This is a genomic window from Paenimyroides baculatum (assembly GCF_008629655.1).
In the GTDB taxonomy this organism is placed as follows: Bacteria; Bacteroidota; Bacteroidia; order Flavobacteriales; family Flavobacteriaceae; genus Flavobacterium; species Flavobacterium baculatum.
Genome location: NZ_VWSG01000002.1, coordinates 135883 through 151423 on the forward strand (window position 1 = coordinate 135883; position 15541 = coordinate 151423).

Consider the following 15541-nt stretch of genomic DNA (forward strand, 5'->3'; position numbering starts at 1 on the left):
AAGCTTTTTTATTGCATTGCAACCAAATAAACGATAACTTTATTAAATTAAACAACAATAAATTTTAAAAAACCGATTTATGAAATATATTTTTATTGCAAGTGCCGTTTTGGCTTTAAGTTGTACAAAAAATAAACCTGTAACAGAAAATCCCCAAATTATTATGGAACAACAAAAAAATGTCGACCCTATTTATCAGTTCAAAGTAAAAGATATTACCGGTGGTGAATTTAATCTTGCCGATTTAAAAGGTAAAAAAGTTTTAATTGTTAATACAGCATCTAAATGCGGATTGACCCCACAGTTTGAAGAATTAGAAAAACTGTATCAAAAATACAAAGATCAAAATTTTGTGATTATTGGTTTTCCAACGAACGATTTTATGAGCCAAGATCCTGGAACTAACGAAGAAATCGCAGAATTCTGTAAATTAAATTACGGCGTTACTTTTCCTATGATGAGTAAAATTGAAGTAAAAGGTGATGCTATGGAACCCTTATATCAATACTTAACACAAAAAAGCAAAAATGGTTTAGGCGATTTTGTAGTAGAATGGAATTTTCAGAAATTCCTTATAAACGAAGAAGGAAAACTGGCAAAAGTAATCAGCCCAAAAGTTTCGCCAACCGATAGCGAAATTACCAATTGGATTGAAGGAAAATAAGATACTGCAAAAAGTTATAAATTTTCAGACCTCACAAGTTTAAAAAACCTGTGAGGTCTTAGTGTAAATACATGAGTTTTCAACGATAAAATTCTTCCTTTTCAGGATAGTTCGTATCTTTGAATAATTAATTTTTAGAAATGAATTATCCTGAAATACCTTTGGCGCAAAGTATTTTACAACTTTTTAAAGCAAAGGGAATACAACATATCATTATTTCGCCCGGTTCTCGCAATGCTCCTTTAACCATTGGTTTTACAAACGATTCTTTTTTTACCTGCTACAGCATTGTAGACGAACGTTGCGCGGCATTTTTTGCCATGGGAATTGCCCAGCAATTAAACCAGCCAACGGCGTTGTTGTGTACATCAGGTTCGGCATTATTGAATTATTATCCTGCGGTTGCCGAAGCTTTTTACAGCCAGATTCCCTTAATTGTAGTTTCTGCGGATCGTCCTACTTCTAAAATTGATATTGGCGACGGACAAACTATTCGTCAGCGAAATGTTTTTGAAAATCATTCGTTGTTCAATGCGAATTTATCGGATGAAGTTTCTGCTGAAAACGATGGTTTAATTCAAAAAGCAATTTCTACGGTAAAAAATAAAAAAGGTCCGGGTCATATAAATATCCCGTTCGAAGAACCTTTGTACAATATTGTGAACGAATACAGCTATAATCCTACTTTACTGAATGATGAAACTGAAGTTAAAGCTGAAGAAGAATTTGACACAACAATTGTTCAAAATGCAGAAAAAATTGTTGTGCTGATCGGATCTCAAAATCCTAATATCATTTCAAAAGAAAATATTGATTTTTTGGCGTCGTTACCAAATGTGGTGATTCTGACAGAAATCAATTCAAACATACATCATAAAAATATTGTTGAAAATATTGATACATTGATTACCACTTTTTCTAAAGATGATTTTAAAGATTTTCAACCCGATTTGTTGCTGACTTTCGGCGGAATGATCGTATCAAAACGTGTAAAAGCATTATTTAGAAATTATCCGGGTAAAAATCATTGGCATGTTGATGAGTTACGCGCATACGATACTTTTTCATCGTTAACCAAACATATTAGTGTTTCGCCAAATCATTTTATTAATCAGATAAAAGAACAAATTTCAATTGTAAACTCGAATTTTTCAGAGAAGATTCAATCAATAATGATCAATCGAAAAAAAGGACATCAAACCTATATGGATGCCATTCCTTTTTCTGATTTAAAATCGTTTCATATCATTTGGAACAATCTTCCTAAAAATATTCAGCTGCAAATAAGCAACAGTGCAGTTATTCGTTACGCGCAATTGTTTGAAACCGATAAAAGCATTGATGTTTACTGCAATCGTGGCACAAGTGGTATAGACGGATCAACATCAACAGCCATTGGTGCAGCAGTAATTTCAAGCAAACCTACTGTTTTAATTTCAGGCGATATCAGCTTCTTTTACGACAGTAATGCGCTATGGAACAATTACATACCTAGAAATTTTAAAATTATTATTATAAATAACAGTGGCGGTGGGATTTTTAGAATTTTACCTGGTCATGTTGAAAATAAAACCTTTAATACGTTTTTTGAAACAGAACATAATTTAACTGCCGAACATTTGGCAAAAATGTATCAGTTTAATTATTTAACCGCTCACAACGAAGAAGAATTAAACTTGGCATTAAAATTGTTATTCTCCCAAAACGATCAACCGCAGATTTTAGAAGTTTTTACTCCGAGTAAAATCAACCGAGATTTGTTGCGAAATTATTTCACAAGTATATCATAAATAAAAATTTAGTATGAAAAAAATGATCATTCCAATTGCAGTTGTTTCATTAATGTTAAGTAGCTGCACAAGTGCACAGTTACAACAAGCTGCCAGCCAATTGCCACAAATTTTAGAAACATCTGGGTTAGGGCAAACTCAGATTGCAGCAGGTTTAAAAGAGGCCTTACAGCAAGGTATTGACAAACAGGTGGTAAACCTTACAAAAACCGATGGTTTTTACAACAATTCTTTAGTTAGAATTGGTTTACCAAGCGAATTACAAAAAGTAGAAAAAACCTTACGCGATGTTGGTTTAGGAAGTTTAGCAGACGAAGGTATTAAATCGCTTAACAAAGCCGCAAGTAACGCTGTGAAAGAGGCTACGCCTATTTTCGTTGATGCTATCACAAAAATGACTATATCTGACGCTACAAATATTTTAATGGGTAATAAAAATGCTGCAACACAGTATTTGCAAAAATCAACCAAAACATCATTATACACTAAATTTAATCCGGTGATAAAATCGTCGTTTACAAAAGTGGGTGCCGATAAAGTTTGGAGCAACATTATTACAAAATATAATGCGATACCAACGGTTAAAAAGATCAATCCAGATTTAACAGATTATGTAACACAACAAGCTTTAACCGGCGTTTACACCATGATTGAAAAAGAAGAGGCAAATATTAGAACTAATGTTTCTGCACGTTCAACCAATGTTTTAAAAACGGTTTTTGCAATGCAGGATAAAAAGTAATTATACAGAAAAACGCTTTCATTACGAAAGCGTTTTTGTTTTTTATAAAACTTCCAATAATTCAACTTCAAAAATCAACGTACTGTGTGGACCTATTTCTTTTGAAATCTGTTGATCGCCATAAGCAGCATCAGGTGGAATTACAATTTTAACTTTAGATCCTACCTTAAGTAACTGCATTACTTCTTGCCAACCTTTTATTAACTTGTTGATCTGAAAATCTGCAGGTTTTCCTCTATCAACAGAACTGTCAAACACTTCACCAGAAATATTCGTTCCGTGATAATGGCATCGAACTTTACTTTCAACAGTAGGTAAAACTCCCGAACCTTCATCAATAATTTTGTAAAGCACACCACTTTCTAACTTTACAACATTTGTTTCAGAAGCAAAATTTGTACGAAAAATTTCTCCTTCGTTTATATTTTTAGCGGCTAATTCCTGCTTGCGTTTCAATAATAATTCTGCTACTCCCATTTGGTATTTTAAATCGTTTAAAGATCAAATATACTAAATCTTTATGTTCTTGATTTTGGACTTCAATATGTTTTTTGTAACTTTAAAAGAAAAAATCATGCAAAGAAAGAAAATTTTATTAACCGCAGGTGCCGTAGGTGTGAGTTCTCTCGCATATCTGGCATTAAAAAACAGAAAAAAAGGCGATGATGTTACTGTTGTAACTCCGTTTGACACCATGAGGTATTTAGGGAGATGGTACGAAATTGCCCGTTTAGATTTCCGTCACGAAAAAAATTTGGACAATACCACAGCTCATTACAGTTTAAACAAAGACAATTCTATTAAAGTTGTAAACCAAGGTTGGAATTACGTTAAACAGGAATGGGAAGTTGCTGAAGGAAAAGCAAAACCGCGTAAAAAGAATACAGGCGCTTTAAAAGTTTCGTTTTGGGGACCTTTTTACGATGAATATAATGTGGTTGAAATTACAAACGATTATCAGTATGCGCTTGTTTTTGGAAAGAATACCGATTATATGTGGATTTTATCAAGAGAGAAAACCATGCCCGAAATTGTTAGGCAATATTTTGTTTTAAAAGCACAAAGTTTTGGATACAATACCGATAAACTGGTTTGGCCGGAACACGATTAAAAAACTGAATCCAATGGATTCAGTTTTTTATTCTTCTATTCTGTTTTGCAATGCTTTAAAATACTGGAAAGCCTTAAATAATCTGGTCCCGTACCACGAAAACATTTCGCCATCTACAAAAACGGTTTTGGCGTGATGCGTAACCCGACCAATTTCAAAAGCATGTTCTTCTTTAAAAGGATAAGGTTCAGACGATAGTAAAACCAAATCTGGATCACCTTGAATGCGCATTTTTCTGATTTCGACTTCCGGGTATCTACCTTCAAACAATTCGTACATGTTTTCAAACTTATTAAGTTTCAACATTTCATTGATAAAAGTTTCACTTCCGGCAGCCATGTAAGGTTCGCGCCAAATTAAATATGCCGCTTTCTGCCATTTTTTATCTTGCATAAAACTGGCAAAATCATCATTTGCAAACTTAATTTTCTCTGTCCACTTTTTGGCATCGGTAGTTCGTTTAAAAAGCAATCCGAAATCGTTAATGGTTTTCAACGTATCTTCTACGGTAACAATATCGGTCACAAAAACCGGACAAATCTCTCTTAAACTGTCAACGATTTCTAACGTATTTTCCTCTTTATTGGCAATGATGATATCTGGATTAAGAGCTTTAATTTTTTCGATATGAACATTTTTTGTCCCACCGACAATGATTTTGACCGATTTTAAATGATACGGATGCACACAGAACTTTGTGATTCCTATAATTTCATTTTCCAAGCCCAATTCGTACAAGGTTTCAGTTAACGATGGAACCAAACTTACGATGCGTTTTGGTGTTTGATCAAAAATATGTTGCGATCCTAAATCGTCTGTAATTGTCAACATTTTAGTTTTGTTCTAAAATTATTGCCATTGCTCTTTGAAGTTTCAATGCTTCGTTTCTGGCAGCTTCGGCAAAATCTTTTTGGTTTGATGCATAAATAATTCCGCGAGATGAATTGATTAACAACCCAACTTGCTTGTTCATTCCGAATTTACAAACATCTTCCAAGCTTCCGCCTTGTGCTCCTACTCCAGGAACCAATAAAAATGAATCTGGAACGATGTTACGGATTTCCTTGAAATATTCTGCTTTAGTAGCACCCACAACATACATTAAATTCTCGCTTTTTTTCCAGGTTTTCGATGTTTCCAATACGGTTTGATACATTGGTTTATCGTTCACTTGTTGCGTTTGAAAATCAAAAGCACCTTCGTTCGATGTTAATGCAAGTAAAATGGTATGTTTGTTTTCAAAAGCCAAAAAAGGCTCAACCGAATCTTTACCCATATAAGGTGCAACGGTAACCGAATCGAAATTTAGATCTTCTAAAAAAGCTTTTGCGTACATGGTTGATGTATTACCGATATCGCCACGTTTTGCATCGGCAATGGTGAAAATATCTGGATAATTTTCGTTGATGTAATTGATTGTTTTTTCTAAAGACTGCCAACCTTTTAAGCCGTAAGCCTCATAAAAAGCAGTATTTGGTTTGTAGGATACACACAAATCGTGTGTAGCATCAATAATTGCTTTGTTAAACTCGAAAATTGGATCTTCGGTTGTTAACAAATGCTGTGGAATTTTATTTAAATCAACATCTAAACCTACACATAGGAATGATTTTTTTTGCTGAATTTGGTTGTAAAGTTGTTTTGTAGTCATTTTTTTGAAACTTTAAAAACAGGCACTATGTTTATGTTTAGCCCCGATTGAGTGGATTAGCTTTTGTGAAACAAAACTATGAACGAAAGCGGGACTATGTAAAAAAGATGCCAAATGTTTGTGCTTTAAAATAGAAAAAAAGCCTCTAAAAAAGAGGCTTTACAAATATAATAAATTAAAATACTTCTGATTCTTTTAACTTTTCGGTATTTGCTACAAGCTGTAATTCATCGATAAATTTCTGAATTTTTCCACTCATAACTCCGTCCATATCAAAAACGTCCATTCCTATTCTGTGGTCGGTTACACGACCTTGCGGATAGTTGTAGGTACGAATTTTAGCAGAACGGTCGCCTGATGAAACCTGCGAAGAACGTTTTGTTGCGTCTTCTTCCTGCTTTTTAGCCAGTTCCATTTCGTATAAACGTGAACGTAAAACGGTTAACGCTTTGTCTTTATTTTTATGCTGCGATTTTTGATCCTGACATTGCGCTACCAAACCTGTTGGAATGTGCGTTAAACGTACCGCCGATTTTGTGGTGTTTACAGACTGACCACCCGGACCAGACGAACAGAAAAAATCTACACGAACTTCGTTCATATCAATCTGTACATCAAACTCTTCTGCTTCTGGTAAAACCATTACCGTTGCTGCCGATGTGTGTACACGACCTTGTGTTTCGGTTTGTGGAACACGCTGTACACGGTGTACGCCTGCTTCGTATTTTAATGTTCCGTAAACATCTTCACCGCTAACTTCGAAAATAACCTCTTTAAAACCGCCCGATGTTCCTTCGTTTAAATCTACAACCGAAGTTCTCCATCCTTTGGTTTCACAGAATTTTGTGTACATACGGAATAAATCTCCTGCAAAAATAGAAGCTTCATCACCACCTGTTCCAGCACGGATTTCGACCATTACGTTTTTAGCATCTTCCGGATCTTTCGGGATCAGCATAAATTTAATTTCTTCTTCTAATTCAGGTAAGCGTGTTTGTGCTTCGTCTAACTGCATTTTAGCCATTTCAACCATTTCAGCATCACTTCCGTCTGAAATGATTTCTTTGGCTTCATCAATATTTCCGACAATATTTATATACTCTTCACGCTTTTCAACAAGAGCTTTTAAGTCTTTGTATTCTTTATTTAATTGCACATAACGTTTTTGATCGGCAATAACATCTGGCTGAATAATCAAATCAGATACCTCATCATAACGTTGTTTTACATATTGTAAACGATCTAACATCATAAATTAAACATTTTCAGTCTGCAAATTTACGAAAAAAAGAGGAATGTTGGTACAATTCCTCTTTAATTTCATTTATAGATTTTTGTTAAAAAGCAAAGAATTACCCGCATTTAGACGATCCACAATCTTTACAGGTTAAACAGCCTTCTTGGTACATTAAATTTGTAGAACTACAGTTCATACATTTTTGTCCGTTTGCTTCGGTTCCGTCTGGTACAAAGCGTTTTAATGCGCGCGCCACACCGTTTTTCCATGTATTGATTGATTCATTATCTAACTGTAACGAGTTAATTAAATCTACCACATTTTCAATTTTCATTCCATGGCGTAACGTTCCCGAGATTAATTTTGCGTAATTCCAGAAAACCGGATCAAAACGGTACGATAGTCCTTCAATCGTAGTTTTATAACCGCGTTGGTTTACATATTGAAAATCATAACGTGTGTTTCCTTTTTCGTCGCGGTTTTTAATGATAAAACCTTCGTTTACCCAGCGTGGAATCAAGATTCCATCTTCATCATCTGCCAAACCGGTAAAAATTTCGTACGGCTGATTTTCGATTTTCCCAATAAAAGCAATCCATTTTTCTTTGTTGTTTTGAAAACGAACTACATCTGCTTCTAAAATCTGCGGACGTTTTGTTGGGAATGAAACTTCGGTTTCTGCTTCGGTTTCGGTTTTCTTTTCTTCTTTTTTATCGTTAGAAATCAATACACCAGAACGAGATCCATCACGATAAACCGTTACACCTTTACAACCAACTTCCCACGCTTTCATGTACAATTGACCAACCAATTCTTCGGTAACATCGTTAGGAACGTTAATGGTTACAGAAATAGAATGATCTACCCATTTTTGAATAGCACCCTGCATTTCTACTTTGCTTAAATAATCTACATCGTTTGATGTTGCTTTATAATAAGGCGATTTTTCAATCAATACATTAATTTCGTCTTGCGAATAGTTTTTAGAAGAATCCATTCCGTTTACTTCCATCCACATTTTAAATTTATGGTGGAAAACAACATATTCTTCCCAAGAATCGCCTACTTCATCAATAAAATCTACACGAACATCTTTATCGTTTGGATTTACTTTTCTTCTACGTTTGTAAACCGGCATAAATACAGGTTCGATTCCCGATGTAGTTTGTGATAGAATTGATGTTGAACCTGTTGGTGCAATGGTTAACAAGGCAATATTTCTACGTCCGTATTCCTGCATATCGTTATACAATTCCGGATCTGCGTCTTTAATACGCAATGCAAACGGATTGTTCAACTCACGTTTAGAATCGTAAATTGCAAAGGCTCCGCGCTCTTTAGCCATTTCTACCGATGAACGATAAGCAGCCAACGCCAATGTTTTATGTATGTTTTCAGAAAAGGTATTTCCTTCTACTGATCCGTAACGAATATTTAATGCAGCCAACATATCACCTTCTGCAGTGATACCAACTCCGGTTCTACGACCTTCATCAGCTTTTTTACGGATTTCGATCCATAAATTACGTTCAATACGTTTTACCTCTGCTTCTTCTGGATCTTCGTCGATTTTTTGGATTATGGTATCAATTTTTTCCAACTCCAAATCAATAATATCATCCATCATTCGTTGTGCAACAGCTACGTGTTTTTTGAATAGATCAAAATCGAAATAAGCATCAGCAGCAAACGGATTTACCACATACGAAAACAGATTGATCGCCAATAAACGACAAGAATCGTACGCACACAAAGGAATTTCACCACAAGGGTTTGTTGATAAGGTTTTGTAACCTAAATCGGCATAACAGTCTGGCAACGATTCTTTAATAATGGTATCCCAGAATAAAATGCCCGGTTCGGCAGATTTCCATGCGTTATGTACAATTTTTTTCCATAAATCGGCAGCATTCAATTCCTTTGAAAACTTTGGATTCTGAGAAAAAATAGGATATTTCTGTGTGTACAATTCATTATTTCGAACAGCATTCATGAAAGAATCGTCGATACGAACCGAAACGTTTGCTCCGGTAACTTTGCCTTGTTCTAATTTTGCATCGATAAAACTTTCAGCATCGGGATGATTGATTGATACCGACAACATTAACGCACCACGACGACCATCTTGAGCTACTTCGCGAGTTGAATTAGAAAAGCGTTCCATAAAAGGAACCAATCCTGTTGATGTTAAAGCGGAATTTTTTACTGGTGAACCTTTCGGGCGAATGTGCGACAGGTCGTGCCCTACTCCACCGCGACGTTTCATTAATTGAACTTGTTCCTGATCGATCTTCATGATACCGCCATAAGAATCACTGTCGCCATTGTTACCAATTACGAAACAGTTTGATAACGACGCAATTTGAAAAGGATTTCCGATTCCTGTCATTGGACTTCCTTGCGGAATTATGTAATTAAAGTTCTTAATTAGATCAAAAAGCTGTTCTGCGCTCATTGGGTTTGCATATTTTGCTTCTACACGAGCAATTTCAGATGCAATACGGCGGTGCATATCGTCTGGCGTTTTTTCATAAATATTCCCTTGCGAATCTTTCAAAGCATATTTATTAACAAAAACCGTTGCCGCCAAAACATCGCCTTTAAAATATTCTGTCGATGCTTTTACAGCCTCTTCATTGGTATACGTTTTTTTCATTTCTAAAACCTGTGGTTCTATTTCCATACTATATATTTTTTTAATTTTTCTCTGTTGTAAACAATTCAAAAACAGTTAAGTAATTTACTTTTTCTGCAGATGAATTTCTTTGCTAAAATTACATATTTTTAATTAACAAAACACAACTTACTTTAAAATAAATCAAAAGTTATCAACAACAACCAAAATCAATAAAAACAAAAAAGTTTACAAATAAATTATATTAAAAAACTAAATATCAACACTATAACATTTTTTAAAATTAAAAAAGTTTACAAAAAATAAAAATATTTTAAAACTAAACAAGCGAAATGATTTAAATTTAGGTAAAATTTCAAAAATTAATTATCAACAAAAATTGTTCATAACTTATCATTAAAAAAACACAAAAATGAAGTTGAAAATCAAATTAAATACGATAATTTTGACATAGATTTTTACAACGATTAAGAGAATCAAGTGTAAGCCTTGAACTGTTGCGCAACTGTAAATAAGTGAGAAACTTATGAGTCAGACCTCTTGTAAAAAACAGCGTTGCTTTCGCCCTTTAAAGTAAATTGCTAGGAAACTTTCTTTTTTATATGGACGTATTCTTTCAAAATTTACTTCTATTGTTACATATAAAAAAATTTAATTATGAGTATTTTTACCAAACGTGTTAATTACAAACCATTTGAATATCCGGAGATTTTAGACTTCACAAACGCTATTAATAAATCGTTCTGGGTACATTCTGAAGTAGATTTTACGGCAGACATTCAAGATTTTCATTCGCATCTATCGCCAATTGAACAAGAAATTGTTAAGCGCAGTTTATTGGCAATTGCACAGATCGAAGTGAACGTAAAAACGTTCTGGGGCAACTTATACACGCATTTGCCAAAGCCAGAATTTAACGGTTTGGGAAGTACGTTTGCAGAGTGCGAATTCCGTCATTCAGAGGCTTATTCACGTTTGTTGGAAGTTTTAGGTTACAACAACGCTTTTGAAAACGTTATACAAATTCCAGTAATCAAAAAACGTATCGATTATTTGTCTGACGCTCTTAAACATTCAAAAGCCGAAGACAAGAAAGACTACTTAAAATCGCTGATTTTATTTACCATACTTATAGAAAACGTTTCGTTATTCAGCCAGTTTGCTATTATTTTATCGTTCACGCGCTTTAAAGGTGCTATGAAAAATGTAAGCAATATTATTGCTTGGACATCTGTAGACGAACAAATTCATGCAAATGCCGGTATTTACATCATCAATAAAATAAAAGAAGAATTTCCAGATTATTTTGATACGGCAACGGTTGAAGAAATCAATCAGATTGTTAAAGAATCAATCGAAATTGAAAGTGAAATTTTAGATTGGATTTTTGAATACGGCGAATTGGAAACCATTTCTAAAAAGAATCTTTTAAATTTTATGAAATTCAGATTAGACGACAGTATGCGTCAGATCGGATTACAAAAGATATTCAACGTTTCAGAAACAGACTATCAGCCAATGATATGGTTTGAAGAAGAAATTTTTGCAAACAGTTTAGACGATTTCTTTGCAAAACGTCCGGTTGATTACACCAAACACGACAAAAGTATTACTGCCGAAGATTTATTCTAAAAGCAACATCAGAAATTAAGTTTAAACATTTATTGTTAGATCAAACCAAGTAAGATTTTTCTACTCTATTCGATCTAACAAACAAAAATAAAATCAACTATGGAAAGATTATGGTGGCTTAACGAAGAAAGCGAACAAATATTAAACCGCGGATACCTTTTAAAGGGCGAAACCACACAAAAAGCAATTGAGCGTGTTGCGAATGCTGCAGCAAAACAATTATACAAACCAGAATTAGCCGAAGCTTTTATTGAAATGATCGAAAAAGGCTGGATGAGTTTATCATCGCCAATCTGGGCTAACATGGGAACAGAACGCGGATTGCCAATTTCATGTTTCAACGTGTATGTTCCAGATCATATCGAAGGAATTACGCACAAGTTAGGTGAAGTTATTATGCAGACCAAAATTGGTGGCGGAACAAGTGGTTACTTTGGTGAATTGCGCGAACGCGGAAGTGCCGTAACCGATAACGGTAAAAGTAGTGGCGCGGTAAGTTTCATGAAATTGTTCGATACTGCAATGGACACCATTTCGCAAGGTGGCGTTCGCCGTGGTGCTTTTGCTGCTTATTTGGATATTGATCACGACGATATTAAAGAATTTTTAGATATTAAAAACATCGGAAATCCTATTCAGAATTTATTTACAGGCGTTTGTGTGCCTGATTATTGGATGCAGGATATGATTGATGGCGATAAAGACAAGCGCGAAGTTTGGGCTAAAGTTTTAGAAAGTCGTCAGCAAAAAGGTTTGCCGTATATTTTCTTTACAGATAATGTAAACCGTAACAAACCAGAAGTTTACAAAGACAAAGAAATGCAGATTTATGCAAGTAACCTTTGTTCGGAAATTGCTTTACCATCATCTAAAGATGAATCGTTTGTATGTTGTTTGTCATCAATGAATTTAGAATTGTATGACGAATGGAAAGATACCGAAGCTGTTAAATTGGCAACGTACTTTTTAGATGCCGTTATGAGTGAATTTATTTCGAAAACCGAAGGAAATTACTATTTAACATCAGCTCATAATTTCGCTAAAAACCACCGTGCATTAGGTTTAGGAGTAATGGGATGGCATTCGTATCTACAGAAAAATATGATTTCGTTTGAAAGTTTAGAAGCTAAAATGCTTACAAACCAAATTTTCAAAGAAATTGAAGATAAAGCATTAAAAGCATCGCAAGATTTGGCTCGTATTTATGGCGAACCATCTATTTTAAAAGGATACGGAAGAAGAAACACAACTTTGTTGGCAATTGCGCCTACAACATCATCATCGGCAATTTTAGGACAAACATCTCCCGGAATTGAGCCTTTCAGCAGTAACTATTATAAAGCAGGTTTGGCAAAAGGTAACTTTATGCGTAAAAACAAATACCTTAAAACGCTTTTAGAAAATAAAGGTATCGATACGGAAGAAACTTGGAGAAGCATCATGTTAAACCACGGAAGTGTGCAGCATTTACCAGAGTTGAATCAAGAGGAAAAAGATGTTTTTAAAACGTTTAAAGAAATCAGTCAGTACGAAATTATCTTGCAGGCATCAATCCGTCAGAAATACATAGATCAGGCACAAAGTTTAAACATCAACATTCCGTCCAATTTATCGGTAAAAGAAGTAAACCGTTTGTTGATCGAAGCCTGGAAATTAGGTGTAAAAACGCTTTACTACCAACGTAGTCAAAGTGTATCAAAAGAATTTGTAAATAATTTAGTTACTTGTACAAGCTGCGAAGCTTAACATATATTTTTTAAAATGACATTAGAAGAAAGAATTAAAAAAAGCGAAACACGAATTTTTAAAGCTGTTTTCCCAAATACAACCAATCATTACGATACTCTTTTTGGAGGAACTGCCATGCACATGATGGACGAAGTTGCTTTTATTACGGCAACACGTTTTTCAAGACAAATGATGGTAACTGTTTCATCTGATAAAATAGATTTCACCAAACCAATCCCAGCAGGAACCATTGTTGAACTTATAGGAAAAGTTACACATGTTGGCAACAAAAGTTTAAAAGTTTCGGTTGAAATTTATATCGAAGAAATGTACACCGATGTACGATATCTGGCAATAAACGGTGAATTTACTTTTGTTGCTCTAGATAAAGATAAAAATCCAACAAAGGTTATTAAGGAATAAAAAAATCATATTAAAATTAATTATTATAAATGAGTTCGTTGTAGTATCGAACTCATTTTGTTTAATGCAAATTTATTTTATAGTTATTAGAATAAATTGTTTTAATTCTTTTCTGTATATAAAAAAACAAAAAGCCCTTTTCAGAGCTTTTTGTTTTACTGTTATTTATACTTTTTTATTAAAAATCAAACTTATAAATGGCACCGCCTAAAACCTGTAATCCTTGAACTTGGTATTGGTTAAAACGGAAATAATTTTCGTTTGCCAGATTCATTCCTTTTACAAAAACAGTCCATTGTGCAGTTGGTCTAAAACCTACGGTAAGGTTTAAATCGTAATAATCGCCCAATTTAATATCGTCTGGCATTGGAAAAGTTTTAACTCCGCTGAATTCATAACGCTGACCAACGAATCCTAAATTAGCATCGGCAAACCATTGTTTCGTAAAGTTGTACAATACATTTACGTTGACTTTGCCTTGTGGTAAATGAAAAACATTTTTGTAATATTCTGCACTATAATTGTTGTATTTGCCCGATAGTGCAATCTTCGCTTTGTCTGAAAAATCAAAATTCAATTCTCCGAACAAACTCAACGTATTTACTTTATCGTAAATTAAACCGAATGAATTACCATATTGATATCCCTGTTTATTTTGTAGGTTGATATCGTACGGATTAATCGTAAACATAGCTTTATCATCTTCAACCTTGTAGTTTGCACGAACGTTGTACGATAAATTATGATACAGTTTTCCTTTTAAACCTGCATAGAAATCGTAATTTGTTTTGGTAGGTTTCAACATTAAAGACGGAGCCACAAACGGATTTTCTTCAGCTAAATCGGCATACGAGTTTTGTTTAACACCACCCACTGCGCCAAAATAAGCCTGAACAATGTTTGGAACCAAGTTAAAATTAGCCTTCACCATTGGATAAACAACCAACGAATTATCTTCAACTCCGTTTTCTTTTCCTAACACATACGTTAAACCTGCACCGACTTCTACTGAATAATTCGCATCGAAAAACTTAATACTCGGATTAACCGAAAGGTTTAAGTAATTATACTTATCTACCGCATTATCAAGACCATTTTTTGCAAATTGTGTATTTAAATAATCTGCTTCTAAATTAACGTGAACGGTATTATTTGGCAGTTCGATATTAAACTTCGGAGCAAAAATAAATCGACTTTCTTTACTATCAAACTCATCCCAGAAATATTTGTATGACACATCTGCTTTTTCAAATGCACCAATATAACTTTCGTAAGATCCGCCAATGTGAACATCGTTGTATTTTTGCAAAGGATCAACCAAATCGAAATTAAAGTTCGATACATAAAAATCAGATGGTGTTCCGTACCAATTGTATTTCGATGTCATTGCACCGAACTGGGTATTCCACTGACCGTTTTCGTTTCGCTGACCCAACGTAAAATCTAAATTCAATTTACTGAAAGAATCATCTAATTTCACATCTTGAATTCCACCACCAGAAGAAATATGTTTCAAGAAACCGCCCACATACATATTGTTCGATCCTATTTTTTCTACAATACCCAATTCGCCGCGAATGGTATTAAAATTTCCGTAGCCAAACAATGCATAATTGTTGTAAAAATTTGCCAGCGAATCATTGTCAACCTTTGCAGCTTCGCCTTTAGCAGGAGAAAAAGTTGAGGCAACCGGAACCGAGAAAATCGTATATTTTACATCTTTTTTTTGATTGATGTCTTCGTCTTCAATCAACGGATTGTCGTTAATCTTAAAAGCATCGTTCAAAGTTGCCTGATATTCTGATGTTACGTTAACAACCTCTGTTCCTACCGTAGTGTTTTTCTTGTCTTTATCGACTTGAGCATTTGCTTTATTTGCCAGCAATGCCGTTAATATAGTGATACTGAATAAGTACTTTTTCATAACA

Annotated in this window: 13 protein-coding genes; 7 read left to right on the forward strand and 6 right to left on the reverse strand. The window is 34.3% G+C overall.

The window, feature by feature from the left end; translation table 11 throughout:
- Positions 1-163 precede the first annotated feature (163 nt).
- The 3 genes from F0460_RS03185 to F0460_RS03195 all read left to right on the forward strand — a co-directional run bounded on the left by F0460_RS03185 (position 164) and on the right by F0460_RS03195 (position 3196).
- Positions 164-664: a glutathione peroxidase gene (locus tag F0460_RS03185; RefSeq protein ID WP_223810761.1), complete on the forward strand. Its 501-nt coding sequence runs from the start codon at positions 164-166 to the stop codon at positions 662-664.
- A 140-nt stretch (positions 665-804) separates the two neighbouring features.
- Entirely contained in the window at positions 805-2454 is a 1650-nt protein-coding gene (gene menD / locus F0460_RS03190) for a 2-succinyl-5-enolpyruvyl-6-hydroxy-3-cyclohexene-1-carboxylic-acid synthase (protein ID WP_150010194.1), read from the forward strand.
- Between the two features lie 13 nt (positions 2455-2467).
- The gene (locus F0460_RS03195; protein WP_150010197.1) at positions 2468-3196 is read left to right on the forward strand and encodes a DUF4197 domain-containing protein; all 729 of its coding nucleotides are present in this window, start codon (positions 2468-2470) and stop codon (positions 3194-3196) included.
- A gap of 42 nt (positions 3197-3238) precedes the next feature.
- Here F0460_RS03195 and F0460_RS03200 read toward each other — a convergent pair whose 3' ends face one another.
- Positions 3239-3673 (reverse strand): FKBP-type peptidyl-prolyl cis-trans isomerase, encoded by a 435-nt coding sequence (locus F0460_RS03200; protein ID WP_150010200.1) that lies wholly within the window; start codon positions 3671-3673, stop codon positions 3239-3241.
- Positions 3674-3770: 97 nt separating this feature from the next.
- Here F0460_RS03200 and F0460_RS03205 point away from each other — a divergent pair, with 97 nt between their 5' ends.
- Positions 3771-4307 carry a lipocalin family protein gene (locus tag F0460_RS03205; protein WP_150010202.1) on the forward strand — a complete coding sequence of 179 codons (537 nt, stop codon included), beginning with the start codon at positions 3771-3773 and terminating at the stop codon, positions 4305-4307.
- 27 nt (positions 4308-4334) lie between these two features.
- Here the strand turns inward: F0460_RS03205 and F0460_RS03210 are convergent, their stop codons facing one another.
- The 4 genes from F0460_RS03210 to F0460_RS03225 all read right to left on the reverse strand — a co-directional run bounded on the left by F0460_RS03210 (position 4335) and on the right by F0460_RS03225 (position 9878).
- A complete protein-coding gene (locus F0460_RS03210) occupies positions 4335-5138 on the reverse strand; it encodes an ABC transporter substrate-binding protein (RefSeq protein WP_150010204.1) in 804 nt (267 codons plus the stop codon).
- A gap of 1 nt (position 5139) precedes the next feature.
- On the reverse strand, positions 5140-5958 hold the full coding sequence (pyrF, locus tag F0460_RS03215) for an orotidine-5'-phosphate decarboxylase (protein WP_150010206.1): 819 nt from the start codon (positions 5956-5958) through the stop codon (positions 5140-5142).
- A 175-nt stretch (positions 5959-6133) separates the two neighbouring features.
- Entirely contained in the window at positions 6134-7207 is a 1074-nt protein-coding gene (gene prfA / locus F0460_RS03220; protein ID WP_150010672.1) for a peptide chain release factor 1, read from the reverse strand.
- Between the two features lie 103 nt (positions 7208-7310).
- On the reverse strand, positions 7311-9878 hold the full coding sequence (locus F0460_RS03225; RefSeq protein ID WP_150010208.1) for an adenosylcobalamin-dependent ribonucleoside-diphosphate reductase: 2568 nt from the start codon (positions 9876-9878) through the stop codon (positions 7311-7313).
- A 609-nt stretch (positions 9879-10487) separates the two neighbouring features.
- Between F0460_RS03225 and F0460_RS03230 the strand changes: the two genes are divergently transcribed.
- From F0460_RS03230 to F0460_RS03240, 3 genes are all read left to right on the forward strand, one after another.
- Positions 10488-11462, forward strand: a complete 975-nt coding sequence (locus F0460_RS03230) for a ribonucleotide-diphosphate reductase subunit beta (RefSeq protein WP_150010210.1) — start codon at positions 10488-10490, stop codon at positions 11460-11462.
- A gap of 87 nt (positions 11463-11549) precedes the next feature.
- Positions 11550-13208, forward strand: coding sequence for a ribonucleoside-diphosphate reductase subunit alpha (locus F0460_RS03235; RefSeq protein ID WP_262714203.1), 1659 nt, complete (start codon positions 11550-11552; stop codon positions 13206-13208).
- Positions 13209-13223: 15 nt separating this feature from the next.
- Positions 13224-13613, forward strand: a complete 390-nt coding sequence (locus F0460_RS03240; RefSeq protein ID WP_150010214.1) for an acyl-CoA thioesterase — start codon at positions 13224-13226, stop codon at positions 13611-13613.
- A 178-nt stretch (positions 13614-13791) separates the two neighbouring features.
- On the opposite strand, the gene F0460_RS03245 is transcribed toward F0460_RS03240, so the two are convergent.
- A complete protein-coding gene (locus tag F0460_RS03245; RefSeq protein ID WP_150010216.1) occupies positions 13792-15537 on the reverse strand; it encodes a TonB-dependent receptor in 1746 nt (581 codons plus the stop codon).
- Positions 15538-15541: the final 4 nt, after the last annotated feature.

Coding starts and splice junctions, on each gene's coding strand:
- prfA (WP_150010672.1), bottom strand. CDS start 7,207: ATGTTAGATCGTTTACAATATGTAAAACAACGTTATGATGAGGTATCT.
- F0460_RS03195 (WP_150010197.1), top strand. CDS start 2,468: ATGAAAAAAATGATCATTCCAATTGCAGTTGTTTCATTAATGTTAAGT.
- menD (WP_150010194.1), top strand. CDS start 805: ATGAATTATCCTGAAATACCTTTGGCGCAAAGTATTTTACAACTTTTT.
- pyrF (WP_150010206.1), bottom strand. CDS start 5,958: ATGACTACAAAACAACTTTACAACCAAATTCAGCAAAAAAAATCATTC.
- F0460_RS03240 (WP_150010214.1), top strand. CDS start 13,224: ATGACATTAGAAGAAAGAATTAAAAAAAGCGAAACACGAATTTTTAAA.
- F0460_RS03185 (WP_223810761.1), top strand. CDS start 164: ATGGAACAACAAAAAAATGTCGACCCTATTTATCAGTTCAAAGTAAAA.
- F0460_RS03245 (WP_150010216.1), bottom strand. CDS start 15,537: ATGAAAAAGTACTTATTCAGTATCACTATATTAACGGCATTGCTGGCA.
- F0460_RS03200 (WP_150010200.1), bottom strand. CDS start 3,673: ATGGGAGTAGCAGAATTATTATTGAAACGCAAGCAGGAATTAGCCGCT.
- F0460_RS03210 (WP_150010204.1), bottom strand. CDS start 5,138: ATGTTGACAATTACAGACGATTTAGGATCGCAACATATTTTTGATCAA.
- F0460_RS03230 (WP_150010210.1), top strand. CDS start 10,488: ATGAGTATTTTTACCAAACGTGTTAATTACAAACCATTTGAATATCCG.
- F0460_RS03205 (WP_150010202.1), top strand. CDS start 3,771: ATGCAAAGAAAGAAAATTTTATTAACCGCAGGTGCCGTAGGTGTGAGT.
- F0460_RS03225 (WP_150010208.1), bottom strand. CDS start 9,878: ATGGAAATAGAACCACAGGTTTTAGAAATGAAAAAAACGTATACCAAT.